At 70.8% G+C, this 16,550-nt stretch carries 21 protein-coding genes, 1 tRNA gene and 1 pseudogene; 6 read left to right on the top strand and 17 right to left on the bottom strand.

The features are described from left to right. Position 1: 1 nt before the first annotated feature. Positions 2-520, bottom strand: coding sequence for a MarR family winged helix-turn-helix transcriptional regulator (locus tag OHA64_RS23315; RefSeq protein ID WP_405616096.1), 519 nt, complete (start codon positions 518-520; stop codon positions 2-4). Between the two features lie 195 nt (positions 521-715). Between OHA64_RS23315 and OHA64_RS23310 the strand changes: the two genes are divergently transcribed. Further along, positions 716-913 carry a hypothetical protein gene (locus tag OHA64_RS23310; RefSeq protein WP_405616093.1) on the top strand — a complete coding sequence of 66 codons (198 nt, stop codon included), beginning with the start codon at positions 716-718 and terminating at the stop codon, positions 911-913. A 459-nt stretch (positions 914-1,372) separates the two neighbouring features. On the opposite strand, the gene OHA64_RS23305 is transcribed toward OHA64_RS23310, so the two are convergent. The 8 genes from OHA64_RS23305 to OHA64_RS23270 all read right to left on the bottom strand — a co-directional run bounded on the left by OHA64_RS23305 (position 1,373) and on the right by OHA64_RS23270 (position 6,016). Further along, positions 1,373-2,254, bottom strand: coding sequence for an RNA polymerase sigma factor SigF (locus OHA64_RS23305; RefSeq protein WP_405616091.1), 882 nt, complete (start codon positions 2,252-2,254; stop codon positions 1,373-1,375). A 291-nt stretch (positions 2,255-2,545) separates the two neighbouring features. Further along, positions 2,546-3,415, bottom strand: coding sequence for an RNA polymerase sigma factor SigF (locus tag OHA64_RS23300; protein ID WP_405616089.1), 870 nt, complete (start codon positions 3,413-3,415; stop codon positions 2,546-2,548). 153 nt (positions 3,416-3,568) lie between these two features. Continuing rightward, positions 3,569-3,862, bottom strand: coding sequence for a Dabb family protein (locus OHA64_RS23295; protein ID WP_405616087.1), 294 nt, complete (start codon positions 3,860-3,862; stop codon positions 3,569-3,571). After that, on the bottom strand, positions 3,859-4,038 hold the full coding sequence (locus OHA64_RS23290) for a hypothetical protein (RefSeq protein ID WP_405616085.1): 180 nt from the start codon (positions 4,036-4,038) through the stop codon (positions 3,859-3,861). The genes OHA64_RS23295 and OHA64_RS23290 overlap by 4 nt, the downstream gene beginning before the upstream one ends. A 96-nt stretch (positions 4,039-4,134) precedes the next feature. Continuing rightward, a tRNA-Ser gene (locus OHA64_RS23285) sits at positions 4,135-4,219 on the bottom strand. Positions 4,220-4,286: 67 nt separating this feature from the next. Then, on the bottom strand, positions 4,287-4,769 hold the full coding sequence (tadA, locus tag OHA64_RS23280) for a tRNA adenosine(34) deaminase TadA (protein ID WP_405616083.1): 483 nt from the start codon (positions 4,767-4,769) through the stop codon (positions 4,287-4,289). Between the two features lie 56 nt (positions 4,770-4,825). Continuing rightward, positions 4,826-5,359 carry a hypothetical protein gene (locus OHA64_RS23275; RefSeq protein WP_405624063.1) on the bottom strand — a complete coding sequence of 178 codons (534 nt, stop codon included), beginning with the start codon at positions 5,357-5,359 and terminating at the stop codon, positions 4,826-4,828. A 354-nt stretch (positions 5,360-5,713) separates the two neighbouring features. Next, on the bottom strand, positions 5,714-6,016 hold the full coding sequence (locus OHA64_RS23270) for a hypothetical protein (protein ID WP_405616081.1): 303 nt from the start codon (positions 6,014-6,016) through the stop codon (positions 5,714-5,716). 131 nt (positions 6,017-6,147) lie between these two features. Here OHA64_RS23270 and upp point away from each other — a divergent pair, with 131 nt between their 5' ends. Next, positions 6,148-6,783: a uracil phosphoribosyltransferase gene (gene upp / locus OHA64_RS23265; protein WP_405616079.1), complete on the top strand. Its 636-nt coding sequence runs from the start codon at positions 6,148-6,150 to the stop codon at positions 6,781-6,783. A 58-nt stretch (positions 6,784-6,841) separates the two neighbouring features. Here the strand turns inward: upp and OHA64_RS23260 are convergent, their stop codons facing one another. The 6 genes and pseudogenes from OHA64_RS23260 to OHA64_RS23235 all read right to left on the bottom strand — a co-directional run bounded on the left by OHA64_RS23260 (position 6,842) and on the right by OHA64_RS23235 (position 9,971). Continuing rightward, a complete protein-coding gene (locus OHA64_RS23260) occupies positions 6,842-7,489 on the bottom strand; it encodes a LytR C-terminal domain-containing protein (RefSeq protein WP_405616077.1) in 648 nt (215 codons plus the stop codon). Between the two features lie 142 nt (positions 7,490-7,631). Further along, on the bottom strand, positions 7,632-7,928 hold the full coding sequence (locus tag OHA64_RS23255) for a type II toxin-antitoxin system VapB family antitoxin (RefSeq protein WP_003999914.1): 297 nt from the start codon (positions 7,926-7,928) through the stop codon (positions 7,632-7,634). A 189-nt stretch (positions 7,929-8,117) separates the two neighbouring features. After that, on the bottom strand, positions 8,118-8,243 hold the full coding sequence (locus OHA64_RS23250; RefSeq protein ID WP_405616075.1) for a hypothetical protein: 126 nt from the start codon (positions 8,241-8,243) through the stop codon (positions 8,118-8,120). Positions 8,244-8,319: 76 nt separating this feature from the next. Continuing rightward, positions 8,320-8,634 carry a hypothetical protein gene (locus OHA64_RS23245; protein WP_405616072.1) on the bottom strand — a complete coding sequence of 105 codons (315 nt, stop codon included), beginning with the start codon at positions 8,632-8,634 and terminating at the stop codon, positions 8,320-8,322. Positions 8,635-9,049: 415 nt separating this feature from the next. Then, positions 9,050-9,295, bottom strand: a pseudogene (locus OHA64_RS23240) (HdeD family acid-resistance protein); the annotation flags it as partial. 79 nt (positions 9,296-9,374) lie between these two features. Beyond that, complete coding sequence (locus OHA64_RS23235) at positions 9,375-9,971, bottom strand: HhH-GPD-type base excision DNA repair protein (protein ID WP_405616070.1); 597 nt, start codon at positions 9,969-9,971, stop codon at positions 9,375-9,377. Between OHA64_RS23235 and OHA64_RS23230 the strand changes: the two genes are divergently transcribed. From OHA64_RS23230 to OHA64_RS23215, 4 genes are all read left to right on the top strand, one after another. Continuing rightward, positions 9,970-10,149, top strand: a complete 180-nt coding sequence (locus OHA64_RS23230) for a hypothetical protein (protein WP_405616068.1) — start codon at positions 9,970-9,972, stop codon at positions 10,147-10,149. The two genes, OHA64_RS23235 and OHA64_RS23230, sit on opposite strands and share 2 nt — an antisense overlap. Positions 10,150-10,158: 9 nt before the next feature. Beyond that, positions 10,159-10,638: a cupin domain-containing protein gene (locus tag OHA64_RS23225; protein ID WP_405616066.1), complete on the top strand. Its 480-nt coding sequence runs from the start codon at positions 10,159-10,161 to the stop codon at positions 10,636-10,638. Between the two features lie 38 nt (positions 10,639-10,676). Further along, entirely contained in the window at positions 10,677-11,480 is an 804-nt protein-coding gene (locus OHA64_RS23220) for an SDR family NAD(P)-dependent oxidoreductase (protein WP_405616064.1), read from the top strand. A gap of 142 nt (positions 11,481-11,622) precedes the next feature. After that, positions 11,623-13,428, top strand: a complete 1,806-nt coding sequence (locus tag OHA64_RS23215; RefSeq protein ID WP_405624061.1) for a copper resistance protein CopC — start codon at positions 11,623-11,625, stop codon at positions 13,426-13,428. A 48-nt stretch (positions 13,429-13,476) separates the two neighbouring features. Here OHA64_RS23215 and OHA64_RS23210 read toward each other — a convergent pair whose 3' ends face one another. Together OHA64_RS23210 and OHA64_RS23205 are read right to left on the bottom strand one after the other, a co-directional pair. Beyond that, positions 13,477-13,773, bottom strand: coding sequence for a zinc-ribbon domain-containing protein (locus OHA64_RS23210; RefSeq protein WP_405616062.1), 297 nt, complete (start codon positions 13,771-13,773; stop codon positions 13,477-13,479). Positions 13,774-13,849: 76 nt separating this feature from the next. Continuing rightward, positions 13,850-16,420 carry a SpoIIE family protein phosphatase gene (locus OHA64_RS23205; RefSeq protein WP_405616060.1) on the bottom strand — a complete coding sequence of 857 codons (2,571 nt, stop codon included), beginning with the start codon at positions 16,418-16,420 and terminating at the stop codon, positions 13,850-13,852. Between the last annotated feature and the right edge of the window lie 130 nt (positions 16,421-16,550).

The raw sequence follows: 16,550 nt of genomic DNA, 5'->3' as shown, positions 1-16,550 counted from the left end.
CTTACTTGGTGATCGCGGGTGTACGGGTGGACCGGTCCGTGGACCGTTCGGGCTCGTGCGTGGTGGGCGGCCGGGGCTCCGGTGTCGTGACACGGCAGTCGTCGAAGCTCGACCTGAGCCGCGCCATGAGGTGGGTGAGCTGTCCGACCTCGTCGTCACTCCAGTCGCTCAGCCGCTCGGCGAGCATCTGAGAGGTCCGTCGCGACAGCTCGTCCATCCGGTCCCGGCCCGCCGGTGTGAGGCGCAGGATGCGTGAGCGCTTGTCGGCCGGATCGGGGGAGCGCTCGATCCAGCCCCGGTCGGCCGCGTGGGCCACATGCCGACTGGTCACCGACATGTCCACGGCGAGAAACTCGGCGAGCTTGCTTATGCGCATGTCCCCGTGGCGGTCGAGGAGGGTCAGCACGGCGGCGGAGCCGCTGGGGCAGTCGGACGGCAGAATGCGTCCCAACTCCCTGCGTACGGCGCCGAAGGCACTGAACTGACGGATCAGCTCCTCGTACTGCGCCTGCCCTGCCATCACACCTCCTGTGTTTGTTGCTTAGGGCAACCATAGAAGCTGTTGGTTGCTACAGGCAAATAGAATGTCGGGGGTAGCATCCAAAAACTTGGCAAAGACATGTATTGCGAACGTAAACGTGCAGGTAAGGGGGTGTTGTGAGGGCTCACGGTCTCCACTTGGGCCTCACCCCCGGATTCGCTAGGGTCTCGGGGCATGGCTAACACCCAGGGCCCCCAGGGCAACAACGACCCGGCCGGCAGCACCCAGATGTTCCGCGCGTTCGTGGACGAGGCCCCTCAGGGCCGCCAGCAGCAGGCCGCCGCGTCCAGCGGTCCCCGCCTCGGCCTCATCATCGGCGTGGTCGTCGCGGTGGCGGTCGTCGCCGCCGTGGCCTGGCTCGCGCTGAAGTAACCACGTCCACCGGACGGTCGCGTCGCGCGTGGGATGTGCACGAGCAGCGGCACGCTCCCCCTCTCGGCTTCTCCCCCACTCTCGGCTTCGCTCGAGCGGGGGGACCCCCATGAGCGGGAGTACCCCCATCGCGTCGACGCACACCGTCCAGGTCCGCTCCGGCGGTGCCGCGGCTGCGATCAGAGAGCGAGCCGTCGGTTGCGCCGCCGGAGGGTTCGGTGCCCGAGGCGCCTGGGCGTTCCGACGTGCCGCTCCCGGTGAACGCGCTGCCCGCGGCCGTACGCGAACGGACGACGGCCGCCGACGCGCCGATCAAGGCGCCCCGACGGCCATGTGTCCACGTAGCTCGAAGCATCGCGCCCTGCTGGCCGACGCTCCGTCGAACAGGAGCCCCCGGGCTCCTTCGGCCTGCTCCGGACTGGCTCGGGCCTGCTCTTTCCCCGGGGTCTCCTGGCGGCCTCAGTCCGAGATGAGGCCTTCCCGCAGCTGCGAGAGGGTCCGCGTCAGCAGCCGGGAGACGTGCATCTGGGAGATGCCGACCTCCTCGCCGATCTGCGACTGGGTCATGTTGGCGAAGAAGCGCAGCATGATGATCTGCCGCTCGCGAGGCGGGAGTTTGGCCAGCAGGGGCTTGAGGGACTCGCGGTACTCCACGCCCTCCAGAGCGGTGTCCTCGTAGCCGAGGCGGTCCGCGAGGGAGCCCTCGCCGCCGTCGTCCTCCAGGGCCGGGGAGTCCAGGGACGAGGCCGTGTACGCGTTGCCGACCGCGAGGCCGTCGACGACGTCCTCCTCCGACACCCCGAGCACCGCGGCGAGTTCGGGAACCGTCGGTGACCGGTCCAGCTTCTGGGAGAGCTCGTCGCTGGCCTTGGTGAGGGCGAGCCGCAGTTCCTGGAGCCGGCGCGGGACGCGGACCGACCAGGACGTGTCCCGGAAGAACCGCTTGATCTCGCCGACCACCGTCGGCATCGCGAACGTCGGGAACTCCACGCCCCGTTCGCAGTCGAAACGGTCGATCGCCTTGATCAGGCCGATGGTGCCGACCTGGACGATGTCCTCCATCGGCTCGTTGCGCGAGCGGAAGCGCGCGGCCGCGTAGCGGACCAGCGGGAGGTTGAGTTCGATGAGGGTGTCCCGGACGTACGCGCGCTCGGGGCTGTTCTCGTCGAGTGCGGCGAGCCGCAGGAAGAGGGAGCGGGACAGGGTGCGGGTGTCGAGAGCTCCCGAAGTCGGGAGGGCCGGGGCCGGCGCGGCCTCGACGGCCGTTACGTCGTCGAGTGCGGGCGCAGGCTCGCTCTTTGTGAGCGTGAGCACCTTCGAGCTGCCCTGGTCTGCGGACATGCCACCCCCTTTGGGTCGCGAGGACGGTCGTGGCGGACGTTCCCACGGAGGAACGCAGCCTCCACCTGAATACCGGAGCCGAAGCCTCGGCAAACGCGCTTCCGGCAGAATGTCACATGTCGGCAACACGCTGTAGAGACATGTCGACATGCGAGACGCGAATTCGCCCTGGAAGGAGAGGGTCTGACGGGCTTTCATCACAGAAATCCAGGGATCCGCGCTGGTGAGCGATTCGCTCGCAACGGTGATCCGTCGATCGTGTATTCGGTTATGCCCCGATCCGGAATGCGGTTATGCCTCGATCCGGTTCGCGGAGCGCAATCGCTGGAAGCTACGCGCGAGTAGCCGCGAGACATGCATCTGGGACACGCCGAGTTCCGCGCTGATCTGCGACTGGGTGAGATTGCTGTAGTAGCGCAGCAGCAGAATTCGCTGTTCCCGTTCCGGAAGCTGGACGAGCAGATGCCGGACCAGATCCCGGTGCTCGACGCCGTCCAGGGCCGGGTCCTCGTAGCCGAGCCGGTCCAGCAGCCCCGGCATGCCGTCGCCTTCCTGGGCGGCCTCCAGCGAGGTGGCGTGGTACGACCGTCCGGCCTCGATGCAGGACAGCACCTCCTCCTCGGTGATGCGCAGCCGCTCGGCGATCTCGGAGGTCGTCGGGGTGCGTCCGAAGGAGGTCGTCAGGTCCTCGGTCGCGCTGTTGACCTGTACCCACAGTTCGTGCAGCCGACGCGGTACGTGGACCGTGCGGACGTTGTCCCGGAAGTACCGCTTGATCTCGCCGACCACCGTCGGCATCGCGAACGTCGGGAACTGCACGCCCCGGTCCGGGTCGAAGCGGTCGATGGCGTTGATGAGCCCGATGGTGCCGACCTGGATGACGTCCTCCATCGGCTCGTTGCGGGACCGGAAGCGGGCGGCCGCATAGCGCACGAGCGGGAGATTGGCCTCGATGAGCGCCCCGCGTACCCTGTTGTGCTCCGGCGTGCCCGGGCGCAGGTCCTTGAGCTGGGCGAAGAGCACCTGTGTCAGGGCCCGGGTGTCGGCACCGCGGCTGCGTTGGGGTGCGGTCGGCACCGGGGGCTGGACGGGAGCCTCTTCCTGAGGCGGCGCAGTACTGGCCGACACGGACAACGCCACCTCTTCGTCGGTCTTCACCATCGGTCAACTCATCCATCAAAAGCGGTCATAGCATCACAAGACATGTGCACTGTGTGCAAGCACCGCATAACGCCGTGTTGAGGGATGAATGGGGGCATAGAACCCAAAAAAGCCCCCCACCGTGCAGGTGGAGGGCTCCGAAGGTGGCGTCGCCTAGTACTCGTAGTCCGCGATCACCCAGGTGGCGAACTCTTTCCACAGGGTGACGCCGGCCTGGTGCTCCGGGTGCTCCACGTACCGGCGCAGCGCGGCCGGGTCGTCGAAGCCGGAGTTGATGGCGAAGTCGTACGCGATGGGCCGATCGCTGAGGTTCCAGCCGAGCTCCCAGAAGCGGATCTCGGGAATCGTGCCCTCGAGGGAGCGGAACGCTTCCTCGCCCTTCACGACCCGGGGGTCGTCGCGTTCGACACCCTCGGCGAGCTTGAAGAGGACCAGGTGGCGGATCATGAGTTCCCTCCCTGGGCGACCCAGGTCATGAAGTCGCCGATGGACTTCGCGGCGTCCGATACGCCCTCGAAGCCTATCTGGACGTAGTCCGCGGCCTTCTTCGGGTCCGTGATGATCACATACAGCACGAAGACCACGACCACATAGACGGCGATCTTCTTCGAGTTCACCGCCATCGCGGCCTCCCCTGCCACTGAAGTTGCTTCTGACACGCCCAACGCGCGCACATGATCGCACGAAGGGCCCCGTCTTACGACGGGGCCCTTCTGAAGCGGTAGCGGAGGGATTTGAACCCTCGGTGACTTGCGCCACACTCGCTTTCGAGGCGAGCTCCTTCGGCCGCTCGGACACGCTACCGAGGGAGACCTTACAGCAAGGCGGGGGGTGGTTCGAAATCCGTTTCCCGGGCCTCTGTGACGGCCGGTCAGCGGGACCGGAAGAAGTCGGTGAGCAGCCCGGCGCACTCCTCGGCGAGCACTCCCTCGACCACCTCGGGCCGGTGGTTGAGCCGTCGGTCGCGGACGACGTCCCACAGGGAGCCGGCCGCACCGGCCTTCTCGTCCCGGGCGCCGTAGACCACACGGTCGACGCGGGCCTGCACGAGGGCGCCCGCGCACATCGTGCAGGGCTCCAGCGTCACGACCAGCGTGCAGCCGGACAGCCGCCACTGGCCCGCCGATATCCCACCGCCACCCCTGCCGGAGGCGCCGCGCGCCGCCGCGTTCAGTGCCGCTGCGCCCCGCCGGACGGCGAGGACCTCCGCGTGGGCCGTGGGGTCACCGGTGGCCTCGCGTTCGTTGTGCCCCGCCGCCAGCACCGTCGTGCCGTCCGGGGACAGCAGGACGGCACCGACGGGTACGTCCCCGTCGCGGCCGGCCTGCTCGGCTTCGGCCAGGGCGAGCCGCATCGGGGCCCGCCACCGGTCGCGTACCGGGTCCGGCGGTCCTGGGAGGGGGTGATCGGTCAGCGGACCAGCTCCAGGGTCTCCGAGGCGCCCAGGGACTCGGCGATCTCGGTGACCGCGTCCGTGGCGAGCGCCTTCAGTTCCTTCTCGCCGACGCCGAGGTCGTCGAGGATCTCGACGTCGCCGACCGGGCCGTGCGGCACGGCCTCGGCGGAGCCGGCGGCGTCCTCGCCGTCGTCGTCCTCGTCCTCTCCGTCCTCGGTACCGTCGAGGTCGAGGGAGTCCAGGTCGGCGACATCGTCGTCACCCGGATTCCGGCCGAGCAGTTCGTCGGTGAGCAGGATCTCGCCGTACGAACTGCGAGCGGCGGCGGCTGCGTCCGAGACGTAGATACGAGGGTCTTCCTCTCCGTCGATGCGGACGACGCCGAACCAGGCGTCCTCCTGCTCGATCAGGACCAGCACCGTGTCGTCCTCGGGCGAGGCTTCACGGGCCAGGTCGGCCAGGTCCGACAGGGTCTCCACATCGTCGAGCTCCGTGTCGCTCGCTTTCCACCCGTCTTCGGTGCGCGCGAGCAGTGCGGCGAAGTACACCGTGACTCTCCCACTGGTCATAGGCGTGCCGGTTGGGGGTCCCCCCGGCGGAGGTTGTAGGGCGGGGAGAGCTGTGCTCCAAGCCCCACCCACTCGGAATCGTGGCAGAAAGAAGGCGCTCAGGGGACGTCTTCGGCTCCCTGTGTGTCCGGCTGCCGCCGATCTCGTGGCAGCAGAGGTTCCGTCGAGGCCTCACCAGCGCACCCGTTGCCGCCAACAGCGGATCGTACGCGGCTTTCCAGCCGCTCACGCACTGCCAACCCGCACGACATGCGCGTGGTGCGTGATCTTGCCCTGACACCGCCCTTTCGGCGTGTCCTCGCCCTGCGGTCCTCACCTTCGCCCCTGCGGTCCTCACCAACGAAACGTCCGCATGCGCATCGCGTGCCTCAGCCGGGCGGTCTTCGCCCGGCGGGGCTGGACGCGGTCGCGCAGTTCGCGGGCTTCGGCGAGGTCGCGCAGGAACTGGGCGCGGCGCCGTCGGCGCTCGGCATCCGTCTGCGGCGCGTCGGGCCTGCGCAGTACGCCGGGTATCTCCGGCCTTCTCGGCGCGCCCGGTGTCTCCGGTGCGTTCGAGGCGTACCTGGCGCTCGGCTGCTTGTGTGTCCCCGGCGGTGTGCGCGGCGACGGATTCTTGCGGGTTTCCCGGTCAGGCATAGGTTCACCACCCCAGTCCGTCCCTCCCACCTTCCCCCGGAGGGCCGGTTTGACGCCAGGGAGCCGGCCGAGCCCGGGGCCTGTCCCGTGCGGGGGCACCGGTCCCAACGGGCCCGGTTACTGTTGTCGCCATGCGTCTCCACGTCGTCGACCACCCGCTGGTCGCCCACAAGCTCACCGCGCTGCGCGACCAGCGCACCGACTCCGCGACCTTCCGCCGCCTCGCCGACGAGCTGGTCACCCTGCTCGCCTACGAGGCCACGCGTGACGTGCGCACCGAGCAGGTCGACATCACGACGCCGGTCGCCGGGACCACGGGCGTCAAGCTGTCCCACCCGCGCCCGCTGGTGGTGCCGATCCTGCGCGCCGGCCTCGGCATGCTGGACGGCATGATGCGGCTGCTGCCGACCGCCGAGGTGGGCTTCCTGGGCATGATCCGCAACGAGGAGACGCTGCAGGCCTCCACGTACGCCACGCGCATGCCGGAGGACCTCTCGAACCGCCAGGTGTACGTCCTGGACCCGATGCTCGCCACCGGCGGCACCCTGGTCGCGGCGATCCGGGAGCTGATCGGGCGCGGCGCCGACGATGTGACGGCCGTGGTCCTCCTGGCCGCCCCGGAGGGCGTCGAGATCATGGAGCGCGAGCTGGCGGGCACCCCGGTGACGGTCGTGACGGCCTCGGTCGACGACCACCTCAACGAGCACGGCTACATCGTCCCGGGCCTCGGAGACGCGGGGGACCGGCTGTACGGAGCGGCCGAGTAGGCCCGCACCTCCCGTACGGCTTCGCGTACTGCTTCCCGTACTGCTTCCGTACGACCGCTCAGCAGGTCTTCTTCGACGAGGTGGACGTCGGCTGGGGCTCGGCCAGTTCGGCCAGGGCCTTGTCGGCGTCCTTCTTCGTGGTGAGGGCCTTGAAGCCGTTGCCGAGGATGAGGTCGAGGTCCGTGCCCTTGCGGGCGGCGTCGGTGCGGCGCTCGGCCGCGCTCAGCTGGGTGGCCAGGACGGGCAGCGAGGTGTTCAGGGAGGACGCGGGGCCGAGCAGCGTCCCGGCGCCCTTGACCTTCTTGTCGTACTCCTTGGTCGCGTTGCCCACGTCGCCGATCTTGAAGCCGCGCTTCTTCAGCTCGTCCGCGGTCTGCTTGGCCAGGCCGCTGCGGGGCGTCGCGTTGAACACGTTGACGGTGATCCGGCCCGGCTTGGGCACGGCGGCGACGGAACCGGCGGACGCGGAGGGCGTGGCCCGGGTGCCGCAGTCCGTCTTGGCACCGGCCGCCGAGGCCTTCTTGCCCCCGCCCGTGAAGACGTCGATGAGCTGCAGGGTGCCCCAGCCGACCAGGCCGAGCGCGGCCGCGGAGGCCACCAGTGCGAGGACGAGCCTGCCGCGCCGCCGGGATCGGCGCATCCGGGGGTACTTGTCTCCCGTGATCCGGTACTTGCCGCCCATGCCGGGGGGAGTCAGCATGCTCATGGGCGCAGCGTAGTGCGCTCGGGCGACGATTCCTACTAGATGATCATTGGACGCGGCGCGGTCCAACCCGAAAGGGCCAACCCGTCGCCGGACCGACCCGTCACCGGGGCGCGGCGTCGGTCGAGTTCGGCGGTCGGGTTCGTCAGTCGAGTTCGAGCACGCGCGCGTGGAGTACCTGGCGCTGCTGGAGCGCCGCCCGGACCGCGCGGTGCAGGCCGTCCTCCAGATACAGGTCGCCCTGCCACTTCACCACATGGGCGAAGAGGTCGCCGTAGAAGGTGGAGTCCTCGGCGAGCAGGGTTTCCAGGTCGAGCTGGCCCTTGGTCGTCACGAGCTGATCGAGGCGGACCGGGCGCGGCGCGACGTCCGCCCACTGCCGGGTGCTTTCCCGGCCGTGGTCGGGGTACGGCCGGCCGTTTCCGATGCGCTTGAAGATCACACGGAAAGCCTACCGGGCGAGCCTCGCCGGGCGCAGCCTCCCGGCTCGGCTCGCGCGAGCCGGTGCGTGCGGTTTTTGGTCCATACCGGTCATAGGGGTGTGGGTGATCCGGTCGCAGTCGCCTGCGGGAAGCCGATGTCGACGGACGACGTTGCCCGGCGGAGGCGGCCGACCGCCTCCGCCGGAACCTCAGCGGCGGCCCCGTTCCTTCTGCGGCAGCTGCGGTTTCGTCTCCTTCAGCCGTGGTTTCAGTGTGCTGCGTGCGGCCTCGGCGCGCAGCAGCGCGCGCAGGATCGCGTACGGGTCAGTGGGCATGTTCGTGTTCCTCGCGTCGTGCTGGGAGGACGTGCCGGGACGTCGTGCTGACCGGCCTTGCTCGGGGCGAGCTCTGTCAGCAGCGCAGGACCACGGTGCGCAGGGCGTGCAGGGCGTACGGCGGCTTCGTTGGCGCCGGGCGGGGGCGGCCCCGCCCGGTTGCGGGCGTCGGGCCGGGGCGGGAGGGGCGGCGCGGGGGTACGGCGGGACGGTGGGCGTCGTGGGCCGGTGGCCGCAGGGCCGTGTCGAGGACGTCGTACTCGACGATCTCCATGGAGACGGCCGGCGGCGCGGACACCTCGGCGGGCCCGCCCGGGACCAGCACGGCGAGCAGCAGCGCGAGCACCCGCAGCCAGGCGCGGCTGCGTGGAAGGCGTCGTGCGGTGCTCATGGGAGGTCATCTCCCCGTGCGACGCCGGGTGTTCAGCACGCCGGGGGCCAGAACCGCCCGTTCGGTGGACATCACTGGCCCGGACCGCGCGGGTTCACCGGGTCCCTCCGAGAATGCCCCGGCCTTCAGGCCGGGGAGGAATCGGACTCCTGCGGAGCAGGGCAGGCAGCGGGATTTCACCCGCAGGGCGAAACACCGTGCACCTGCCCGGGTAAACTGCACGCCGTGCGTTGCGAGAACCAAGCGCGTACACCGTGTTGATCGAGAGCCAAGACAGCACATGCACCTCCAAGCTTCGCCGTACCAAACCGGGCTGGTTTCAACCCGGCTGGTGTTGATCGTGGAAGACCTGTCGGGTCGCTGACCCGCAGGCTGCGTGAGCCAGGAATCCCCCTGCTTCAGCTGGGGGAGGATTCAAGAGGTAGACACCGAGGATGCCGGCCGCGAAGAGGGAGGCGCCCGGCCGGACCAGGACCAGGATCCCGAGGACCAGGGACGCGACGCCGGTGAACGGGACGACCTGCCAGGCGGCTCGGGACAGGGCGTGCAGCGGGCCCTCCAGTGCCGGTTCGGGCTCGTGAACTCTCGCGGAGCGCCTGCTGTGGACCTTGCGGTCGTCGTACTCCGGGCCCGGGGCGGAGCCGGTCGGTGCCTCGCACATGGTCCATGCTGGGACCGCCCGTGACGGCCCGCCACCCGGGACGGGGCTCCCGCATGAACCCAGGCCGGCGAATCAGGCGCTACGTCGTCCTGGCGGCCTTCGCCGCTTTCGCCGCTGCTTTCATCTCCTGCTTGTGCGCCCGCACCTTGGTCAGGGACTCGGGTCCGGTGATGTCGGCGACGGACCGGAAGGACTCCGGTTCGCCGTAGGATCCCGCCGCCTCCCGCCAGCCCTCGGGCCGCACACCGAGCTGCTTGCCCAGCAGGGCGAGGAAGATCTGTGCCTTCTGCTTGCCGAAACCGGGCAGCTCCTGGAGGCGCCGCAGCAGCTCCCGCCCGTCGTCGACGCCCTTCCAGACGAGTTCGGCCCGGCCGTCGTAGTGCTCGACGAGGTACTGGCACAGCTGCTGGATCCGTTTGGCCATCGATCCCGGGTAACGGTGCACGGCCGGCTTCTCCGACAGGAGCGCGGCGAAGGCCTCCGGGTCCTGCGCGGCGATCTCGTGCGCGTCCAGGTCGTCGGAGCCGAGGCGGTCCGCGATGGTGCGGGGCCCCTTGAACGCCCACTCCATCGGGACCTGCTGGTCCAGCAGCATCCCGACGAGCGCGGCGAGCGGGGAGCGCCCGAGCAGTGCGTCGGCCTCGGGGTCCTGGGCGAGGTGAAGAGTGACGTCCATGACTCCGATCATGCCCCCTGAGGCCTCGGGTCGCTCCTCAGTACGGCTCCGGGCCGGCCCTGACCCGCCGGCAGCGCGGCGGATCAGCCGGCCCGCGTGCCGCCCTTCCGACGTGTACCTGCTCGACCTGCACCTGCCCGAGAACCACGCCCAACTGGCGTTCCTGGAGCGGCGGTAGCCTGCCCTGGTGACGCCTGAAGAGTTGGTCGCCCACTACGGCCTGGAGCCCATCCCGCGAGAGGGCGGGCTGTTCCGGCGGACCTGGGCGGGGCCCGAGCGGCCGGACGGGCGGCCCGAGGGGTCCGCGATCGTCGCGCTGCTGACCGCCGCGCCCGGCGACTTCTCGGCCCTGCACCGGCTGCCCAGCGACGAGATCTGGCACTTCTACCTCGGCGACCCGCTGGACCTGCTGCTCCTCGCCCCGGACGGCACCTCGCGCACCGCCGTCCTGGGCCCGGACGTCCTCGCAGGCCAGCACCTCCAGCTCACGGTCCCGGCCGGCACCTGGATGGGCGGCCGGGTCGCGGCGGGCGGCGCGTGGACCTTCTTCGGCTGCACCATGGCCCCCGGGTTCACCTACGAGGGCTACGAGCACGGGGACGCGGCACAGTTGTCGGCGCGTTATCCGGCGCGGGCGGACCGGATCGCGGGACTGTGCCGTCCATGAACCCGCGGGAGAGTTCCCTGAGACCGCCGGAGAGTTCGATGAGACCGCCGGACAGTTCCCAGCGCCCGTCGGAGGGTTGCACGGGACTCCTGGAGGGCCGGACCGCCCTGGTCACCGGCGCCGGTGGCGGCATCGGGCGGGGCATCGCGCTGCGGTTCGCGGCAGCGGGCGCGGCGGTCGCCGTGCACTGCCGTACGGGAGTGGCGTCGGCGCGAGAGGTGGCCGGCCGGGTACGGGACTCGGGCGGGCGGGCCGTCGTACTGGAAGCGGACCTCACCGACGAGGACGCGTGCCGGCGGCTGGTGGGGGAGGCCGCCGAGTGGGGCGGCGGGCGGCTGACGGCGCTGGTCAACAATGCGGGCGTGCAGCCCACGCGGCCCCTGCCGGGGATGACGGTGGCCGAGTGGCGGTCGGTCGTGGACACCAACCTGTCGAGCGTCTTCGCCTGCACGCAGGCGGCGGCGGAGGTCATGCGCGAGCAGGGCGGCGGCAGCGTCACCCACATCGCGTCGATCGAGGCGGGCCACCCGGCGCCGGAACACGCCCACTACTCGGCGTCCAAGGCGGCCGTCGTCGCGCACGCCCGGGCGGCGGCCCTGGAATACGGTCCCCACGGCATCCGTGTCAACACGGTCTCCCCCGGGCTGGTCGACCGGGACGGGCTGGCGGAGGCCTGGCCGGACGGGGTGCGACGGTGGCGGGGTGCGGCGCCGCTGGGACGGCTGGGGCGGCCGGAGGACATTGGCGACGCCTGTGTGTTCCTGGCCTCGCCGCTCGCGTCCTGGATCACCGGGCACGACCTGGTCGTGGACGGCGGGGTGTCGGCGCGTCCGACCTGGTGAGCGGCGGGACGGGGTGCGGTGAGCGTTGCGGGCCTCTCGTCCGTACGTATCCGGAAGGCGGCAAGTCCACAGACGGAGAAGTGACGTGGAGCGTGACAGTGACCTCAGGGCGGGACGACGACGCCGCCGATTTCAAGGGCTGGTGCTGCTGGGCAGCGTGCTGGTCCTGCTCGTCTTCGGCGGTGCGGGAACCGCGTCGGCGCACGCCGCCCTCCGAGCCACCGACCCCAAGGACGGAACCGTCCTCAAGTCGGCCCCCCGTGACATCTCCCTGACGTTCACCGAGTCGGTCGGCCTGATCAAGGACTCGTTCCGCGTCCTCGGCCCCGACAACCAGCAGTTGGACGTCAAGGACCCGCGGCCCGGGCCGGACGGCTCCGACAGCGTCCGGGTGACCCTGCCCGCGAAGCTGGCCAAGGGCACCTATGTGGTGGCCTGGCGGGTGGTGTCCGCCGACAGCCACCCGGTCTCGGGTGCCTTCACCTTCTCCGTCGGCAAGGCCTCCCCGAACCCGCCGGTCATCGACTCCGGCCCGGTCGAGGATCCGGCGACGGCCAGTCTCTACAACATCGCCCGGTATCTCGCGTACCTCGCCGCCGCCCTGCTCCTCGGCACGGCCGTCTTCTTGGCGGTGTGCCGTCCGCCGGACTCCGGCCCGCTGCGCAGGCCCCTGTGGGCGGGCTTCTGGACCCTGCTCGGAGCCACGGTCGTCCTGCTGGCGCTGCGGGCCCCCTACGAGTCGGGCGTGGGCCCGGCGTCCGCCTTCGACGCCGCCGACCTCGAACGCACGGTGACGACCCGCTTCGGCGCGATGCTGCTGCTCCGCCTGGCCCTGCTGCCCCTGATCGCGTTCTTCCTCGTACGGCTGCTGCGGCGCACCGAGTGGTCGCGCCTCCGGGCCGGGGCGGGGGCCGCGCTCTCCGTGGGCCTCGCGCTGACCTGGGCCGCCGCCGAACACGCCTCCGCCGGGCTCCAGGTGCCGGTGGCGATGACGGCGGCCGCTCTGCACGTGCTGGCGATGGCGGTGTGGCTGGGCGGCCTCGCGGCCCTGCTCCTCACCCTGTACCGCACGTCCGCGGCCCCGGCCCGCATGATCGCCCGCTACTCCCGGCTGGCCTTCGCCTCGGTGGTCGTCCTCGTCGTCACCGGCGTCTACCAGTCCTGGCGCGGCCTCGGCTCCTGGAGCGCGCTCACCGAGACGGCGTACGGGCGCCTGCTGACCCTCAAACTGCTTGCGGTGGTGCTGCTGTTGACGGCGGCGGCGCTGTCGCGGCAGTGGACGGCCCGGCTGGCGGAGGCGGAGGTCACGGCCGAGGTGCCGGCGGAGGTCGAGTCGGAGGCGGTCGTCCGGGAGCGGGTGCCGGAGCCGGTGGGGGGACCGCCGGGGTCGGGCGGGGAAGGCCCGGTGCCTGAGTCGGAACCCGTCGCCGAGCCCGCCCCCGAGGACCCCGGCCGCCGTCGAATACGCCGCTCGGTGCTGCTCGAGGTCGCCGTCGGTGTCGTCGTGCTGGTGCTGTCGACCATGCTCTCCAGCACTCTGCCCGGCCGCGCGGCAGCCGAGGCCCAGCGGACCGAGCAGTCGACGCAGGCGAGCGGGATCCCCACCGCGTCCGTCGCCGTGGTCCCCTTCGACACCGGCTCTCCCGGCGGCTACGGCAAGGCGCAGATCACGCTCCTCCCGGGCAGCAGCGCCGGCGACTACTCGGTCGAAGCCGTGGTCTACGGTCCCGACGGCGGCCTGTCCAGCGTCCCGGAACTCCGTCTCTCCTTCACGTTCCCCGCCCAGGACATCGGCCCGATCCAGGCCGACCTCACCAACAAGGGCGGCTACTGGGGCACGGACTCGCTCAAGCTCCCCATCACCGGTGACTGGATGATGAAGGTGACGATCCGGATCTCGGACATCGACCAGGTGAGCGAGGAGCAGAAGGTGCGGATCACGGGCTAGTGCCGCGACGCGCCAGCACAGGTCCGCCAATACGTCAGCGCCGGCACGTCATGACTGGTACGGCTGCTGCTGGTGCGGCTGCCCCTGCTGGGCCTGACCGCCGTACCCGGCCGTCCCCTGTGCCAGCAGCTGCTCCGCCTGCTCCTTGGTCACCCTCGCCTCCGCCCCGCAGAAGGTGCACTGGGTGGCGTGCTTGGTCGAGATGGGAAACAGCGGCACGAAGAACAGGCTGAACTTCGTCACCCGCTTCCTGAGCGTGTGAGCGGACGGGTTCCCGCACTGTCCGCACACGAGCGTCAGTATCGCGAGCTGGTACAGATACCCCTTGGTGCCGAAGATGATCACGTCGCTGATCCTTCCCGAGCCGTCGACCGCCGACTGGAATGCCGACGGGCTGACGGTACAACGCCGCGAGCGGGTGTCAGCCGGGATCGACGCTCTGCTCCGCCCAGATCGTCTTGCCCTTGCCGTTCTGGCGCGTGCCCCAGCGCCGGCTCAGCTGGGCGACCAGGAGCAGACCGCGGCCGCCCTCGTCGTAGGTGCGGGCGCGGCGCATGTGGGGTGCCGTGCTGCTGGCGTCCGAGACCTCGCAGATGAGGCTCTGGTCGTGGATGAGACGCAGCTGGATGGGCGGTTCCGCGTGCCGGACGGCGTTGGTGACCAGTTCGCTGACGATCAGCTCGGTGACGAAGGAGGCGTCGGTCAGGCCCCAACTCTCCAGCTGGCACAGGGCGTTCTTGCGGGCGTTGGCGACGGCGGCGGGATCGGGGGCCACGTCCCAGACGGCGACCCGGTCGGACTTGAGCGCCCGGGTGCGGGCGACGAGCAGGGCCACGTCGTCGGCGGGCTGCTGGGGGAGCACGTCGGCGAGCACCCTGTCGCACAGCACGTCCAGGGAGGCCGCGGGACGGGCGAGGGCCTGCCCCAGCCGGGAGAGACCGTAGTCGAGATCACGGTCACGCGACTCGATCAGGCCGTCGGTGTAGAGGGCCAGCAGACTGCCCTCGGGCAGCTCGGTCTCCGTCGCCTCGAAGGGCAGTCCGCCCAGTCCCAGCGGAGGTCCCGTGGGAACGTCGAGCAGTTCGACGGTGCCGTCCGGGCTCACCACGACCGGGAGCGGATGCCCGGCCCGGGCCAGCGTGCAACGACGGGAGACGGGGTCGTACACGGCGTACAGACAGGTCGCCCCGACGTCTGACGCGATCTCCCCCTCTCCCTCCCCCGGGGGCCGTTCCGCGCCCTCCGCCTCCATGGCCAGGCGGCCCACCATGTCGTCGAGGTGGGTGAGCAGCTCGTCGGGGGGCAGATCGATGTCGGCCAGGGTCCGTACGGCCGTCCGCAGCCGTCCCATGGTCGCCGAGGCGTGGATGCCGTGGCCCACCACATCGCCCACCACCAGCGCGACCCTGGCCCCGGACAGGGGGATCACGTCGAACCAGTCGCCGCCCACCCCGGCCCGGGCGCCGGCCGGCAGATAGCGGGAGGCGACCTCCACCGCGCTCTGCTCGGGCAGCCGCTGCGGCAGCAGGCTGTGCTGGAGGGTGACCGCCGTGCGGCGCTCGCGGGTGTAGCGGCGGGCGTTGTCGATGCAGACCGCGGCCCGGGCGGCCAGTTCCTCGGCCAGCACCAGGTCGTCGGCCTGGAACGGGTCGGGATGCCGGTGCCGGGCGAGGACCACGATGCCCAGCGTGGCTCCACGCGCCGACAGCGGCACGGTGATCGCCGAGTGGAAGCCGAAGTCGCGGATCCGGGAGGACCGGACGGGGTGTTGGGCCACCCAGTCGATGATCGCGGGCTCGTTCATCTGGTACAGCACGGCCCGCCCCGACCGCACGCTCTCCACGGCCGGGGAGCCTTCCGGGTACTCCTCCACCTCGCCCGGTGCCACGACCGCCTCGGGGCTTCCCGGGTACACGGACCGGTGGGCGATGCGCCGCAGTGTGAGGCTGCCGTTCGCCGTCAGTGCTTCCGCCGGCCAGTCGGGCAGGTTGTCCAGGGACGTCAGGAGATCGACGCTGACGAAGTCCGCGAGTTCCGGAACCACCACGTCCGTCAGCTCCTGCGCGGTCCGCGTCACATCCAGCGTGCCGCCGATGCGAGCGGTGGCCTCGGCGATCAGCTGGAGGCGTTTGCGGGCCCAGTACTGCTCCGTCATGTCGTGCCCGGCGGAAGCCACGCCCAGGACGCGGCCGTCCGGGTCCTGCAAGCGGTAGAGGTGGATGGACCAGGCGTGCTCACGGGTTTCGCCGGGGGCCCGGGCATGGTTCTCGAGGTACTGCGGCTCACCGGTCTCCAGGGCCAGCCGCATCAGCTGCTCGACCTTCTCCGAGACGGGATCGTCGACCACGTCCGCCAGCCGCAGCCCTCGTACGTCCTCGTCGCTCAGGCCCAGTGCGACCTGCCCGTACCGGCTGGACCGGCGAAAACGCAGGTCCGTGTCGTACACCGAGATCGCACAGCACGGTGAGTCGAAGAAACCGCGCCGTACGAGCGCGGCGTCGTCGTGATGGCGCCCGGCTTCGGCCTCGGCTTCGGCCACGGCCACCGCTACGGCCACGGCGTCGGCGTCGGCCTGGTCAACGGCGTCGGCCTCGGCCTCGGACACGGATTCAGAACCGGCTTCGGTCCCGGCCACGGCGGAGACCAGGATCCAGCTCCGTGCCTCCGCCGCCCCGCCCTCCGGCATCCTGTGATGCGCCAGGACCCTGGCTTCCACGCGGTGCCCGGAACGGTGCCGCAGTGCGAGTGCGCCGTGCCACCTCGGCAGCTCCGAGAGGGGCGGAAGCTCGCCGGCCAGGGGTTCCTCGGCGAGCAGGGACCTCGCCGGCCGGCCGAGGACCTGCGCCGGCGTGTATCCGAGCAGTCGCTCGGCGCCCTCGCTCCACCCCGTCACGGTGCCGTGTTCGTCGACGGTGGCGCGCGCGGTGAGCACCTCACCGACGGCGTCTCGAACCGAGCGCCCTGCGTGGTCCTCGACGACACACCGCTCCATGGCCTCTCATCTCACTCTCGCCGCGTTCTGCACCGGGCCGAGCCCACCTGCCCAGGGCGCGTGCCGCCGCGGCGTTCGAGGGCACGCCACACAGACCGACATCGGTCTATTTCGCTATCTACTACCCTCT

It is taken from the genome of Streptomyces sp. NBC_00076 (assembly GCF_045041235.1).
GTDB lineage: Bacteria > Actinomycetota > Actinomycetes > Streptomycetales > Streptomycetaceae > Streptomyces.
Note: the sequence above shows the minus strand (reverse complement) of the source record. Positions and strands in the feature narration are given on the sequence as shown.

What these genes read in the sequence shown, in the direction of transcription:
- OHA64_RS23315 (WP_405616096.1), bottom strand. Translation starts at nt 520, where the DNA reads ATGGCAGGGCAGGCGCAGTACGAGGAGCTGATCCGTCAGTTCAGTGCC.
- OHA64_RS23310 (WP_405616093.1), top strand. Translation starts at nt 716, where the DNA reads ATGGCTAACACCCAGGGCCCCCAGGGCAACAACGACCCGGCCGGCAGC.
- OHA64_RS23305 (WP_405616091.1), bottom strand. Translation starts at nt 2,254, where the DNA reads ATGTCCGCAGACCAGGGCAGCTCGAAGGTGCTCACGCTCACAAAGAGC.
- OHA64_RS23300 (WP_405616089.1), bottom strand. Translation starts at nt 3,415, where the DNA reads ATGGTGAAGACCGACGAAGAGGTGGCGTTGTCCGTGTCGGCCAGTACT.
- OHA64_RS23295 (WP_405616087.1), bottom strand. Translation starts at nt 3,862, where the DNA reads ATGATCCGCCACCTGGTCCTCTTCAAGCTCGCCGAGGGTGTCGAACGC.
- OHA64_RS23290 (WP_405616085.1), bottom strand. Translation starts at nt 4,038, where the DNA reads ATGGCGGTGAACTCGAAGAAGATCGCCGTCTATGTGGTCGTGGTCTTC.
- tadA (WP_405616083.1), bottom strand. Translation starts at nt 4,769, where the DNA reads ATGCGGCTCGCCCTGGCCGAAGCCGAGCAGGCCGGCCGCGACGGGGAC.
- OHA64_RS23270 (WP_405616081.1), bottom strand. Translation starts at nt 6,016, where the DNA reads ATGCCTGACCGGGAAACCCGCAAGAATCCGTCGCCGCGCACACCGCCG.
- upp (WP_405616079.1), top strand. Translation starts at nt 6,148, where the DNA reads ATGCGTCTCCACGTCGTCGACCACCCGCTGGTCGCCCACAAGCTCACC.
- OHA64_RS23260 (WP_405616077.1), bottom strand. Translation starts at nt 7,489, where the DNA reads ATGAGCATGCTGACTCCCCCCGGCATGGGCGGCAAGTACCGGATCACG.
- OHA64_RS23250 (WP_405616075.1), bottom strand. Translation starts at nt 8,243, where the DNA reads ATGCCCACTGACCCGTACGCGATCCTGCGCGCGCTGCTGCGCGCCGAG.
- OHA64_RS23245 (WP_405616072.1), bottom strand. Translation starts at nt 8,634, where the DNA reads ATGAGCACCGCACGACGCCTTCCACGCAGCCGCGCCTGGCTGCGGGTG.
- OHA64_RS23230 (WP_405616068.1), top strand. Translation starts at nt 9,970, where the DNA reads ATGACTCCGATCATGCCCCCTGAGGCCTCGGGTCGCTCCTCAGTACGG.
- OHA64_RS23235 (WP_405616070.1), bottom strand. Translation starts at nt 9,971, where the DNA reads ATGGACGTCACTCTTCACCTCGCCCAGGACCCCGAGGCCGACGCACTG.
- OHA64_RS23220 (WP_405616064.1), top strand. Translation starts at nt 10,677, where the DNA reads ATGAGACCGCCGGACAGTTCCCAGCGCCCGTCGGAGGGTTGCACGGGA.
- OHA64_RS23205 (WP_405616060.1), bottom strand. Translation starts at nt 16,420, where the DNA reads ATGGAGCGGTGTGTCGTCGAGGACCACGCAGGGCGCTCGGTTCGAGAC.